Below are 2,389 nucleotides of genomic sequence, written 5' to 3'. Positions count from 1 at the left end.
TGTGTAGCCTACTGGTTGCGGTTATCAAAAAAAAACTGATATTAACCAAAAACAACAACCTAGATAGGCGTTTTATCACATTATCGTGAAACGCTTTCGCGTTCGTGCGCCGCTTCATCCTGGATACCTCGATTTTTAACTCCTGGCACACATTCAACCAAAAACTTGCACTCTCGTTTTCGCCAATCGCAATGCCAAATATATGTTCCTTAACACCTTCCGAATTGATGCCTAATACCGTGTAAGCAGCTTTACTGATGATCCTATTTTCATGTTTCACCTTGAAATGGATGGCATCTAAAAACACAATCGGATAAACAGGGTCTAGTAGACCGGGTCTGCCATTCAACAACCATGGGTAAAACTTTATCAGTCACCTTACTCACCAAGCTTGGTGAAACGTCAATACCGTAAATATCCTTCATATGTGCTTCGATGTCCCTCGTTGACACTCCTTTGGAATAAAGAGCAATAATTTGATCCTCTAAACCATTGATTGAGGTTTCGTAATTTTTAATAATTTGAGGTTTCATATGTTCCATTACGATCCCTTGGATGCTTAATTTAGTCTCACCAAACTTGGATTTAATCGTCTTCGATTTAAACCCGTTGCGACTATTTCCCGAGTTATTCCCTCTTACGTCATTTTTTGCATATCCGAGGTGATTCTCGATTTCAGCTTCAAAAACCTGTTGTAGAGTTTCCTTAAAGAGGCCCTTAATCATGGCTTGAATATCATCCACGGTTTCACATTGGCTAGCCAATTCCTTAATCGTCATATCCCCAAAATTTTGCATAAATGATCATCTCCTTAGTTGGCAAGTATAACCATTTACACAAAATTTTAGACGTTCTCGCGGAACGGGCTCCTATGTCCTCTATTGGATACCCTTTTGATCGTTTTTCCGGCGGAACGGGCTCCTATGACCTCTATTGGATACCTTTTTGGCGATTTTTCCGGCGGAACGGGCTCCTATAACCTCTATTGGATTCCCTTTTGGCGATTTTTCCGGCGGAACGGGCTCCAATGACCTCTATTGGATACCCTTTTGGGGATATCTTCGGCGGAACGGGCTCCAATAACCTCTATTGGATTCGCTTTTGGGGGTTTCTTCGGCAGAACGGGCTCCAATGACCTCTATTGGATACCCTTTTGGCTATTTTCCCGGCGGAACGGGCTCCTATGACCCCTATTGGATACCCTTTTGATGGGTTCTTCGACGGAAGGAAATCAGCAAGTTGATTTTCAAAGTATCGAATTTCCAAGCCTCCCTCTCCTCTATTCGTGATTTTTTGGGTATAATAGTGGAATATGGATTTTTTTAAATGATGGTCCGGCGTACGATAGGGCGGATTTTTATAAAAGAAGAAACTTGTTATTTTTCAAAAAGGGGGTTGCGGCCTTGGAGGAGTCTATGCCTGCTCATGAAGTGTTGCATGAATTTTCTGCTGAGTTGCGGGATTTGATGAACGCGAATGACGCGGAGGATGCGAAGCTTGTGCAAAAGGGGTTGATGCTGTATCGGCAAGGGCTGGTGCAGCAGCTACATATTGGGGATACCACGGTGACGGCGGTTGTGCAGGATGTGACGCCGGTTAAGGTGGAGCTGGATCTCAACTTTATGTCGCTGAGTGAGTGTTCGTGCCCGACAGAGGGCTTGTGCCGACATCAGCTGGCGGTGTTTTTCGCCGCGTATTCGAAGGTCGGCAGTGTGGCGGATTGGGTGGCGGACTGGCGCGAACCGCTTCGCGAGAAGAAGGCGGTGGCTGGCTGGGGGATGCAGACGGCGAAGGATTTGGTCAAGGCGAACGGGGTGTTGAAGCCGGACTACAGCCGCTGGGTGCATTCGTTTGAGGTGAGCTTTGATACGCTGCTTGCTTCAAAAAAGTACACGAGTCCGTATGTGATTCCGGAGTTGTTCGGCATTTACGAGCGGCGGATTCACGCGAGTGCCCCGGTTGAGCAGGAGTGGCGTTTGCTCTATGAGCTGGTCGGGCTGGTGGTGTCGTTCCGGAAGCTGGCCGCGCTGAGTGACCAGCACGGGCATGACGAGATCACGGTGAAGCGCGCCTATTTGAATTTGTTCCAGCAAATGCTCGATGATGCTGAGGATTTGGCGGTGAAAATTGGCGTGCAGTCGCTCCCGTTTGCGTTTGATGAATTTATTGAACGGCTGAAGGACGATGCGTTTGAGCTAATGACGTGCGCGAAGGGGCTTGCGTACGAGCGGATTTATTTGTACCGGCTGTTATGGGTGCATTTTTTCAAAAAGAAGGATTGGCGTGACGACGAGTTGGCGAAGATTCACGCGGGTCTGAAGGGACTTCAGGATTGGGAGAGCCCGCTGCCGTTGATGGTGGCCGGGGTGCATTTGAATTTGCTGGTCAG

Annotated in this window: 1 protein-coding gene and 1 pseudogene; one reads left to right on the top strand and one right to left on the bottom strand. The window is 47.6% G+C overall.

The window, feature by feature from the left end; translation table 11 throughout:
* Positions 1-130: 130 nt before the first annotated feature.
* Positions 131-797, bottom strand: a pseudogene (locus ACO1D1_RS24985) (IS256 family transposase); the annotation flags it as partial.
* A gap of 606 nt (positions 798-1,403) precedes the next feature.
* On the opposite strand from ACO1D1_RS24985, the gene ACO1D1_RS24980 reads away from it, so the two are divergent.
* Positions 1,404-2,389 (top strand): SWIM zinc finger family protein (locus ACO1D1_RS24980; protein WP_423337511.1); only part of this gene is annotated, 986 nt, incomplete at its 3' end.

The sequence above is a fragment of the Neobacillus sp. 19 genome (genome assembly GCF_049463095.1).
In the GTDB taxonomy this organism is placed as follows: Bacteria; Bacillota; Bacilli; order Bacillales; family Cytobacillaceae; genus Neobacillus.
Note: the sequence above shows the minus strand (reverse complement) of the source record. Positions and strands in the feature narration are given on the sequence as shown.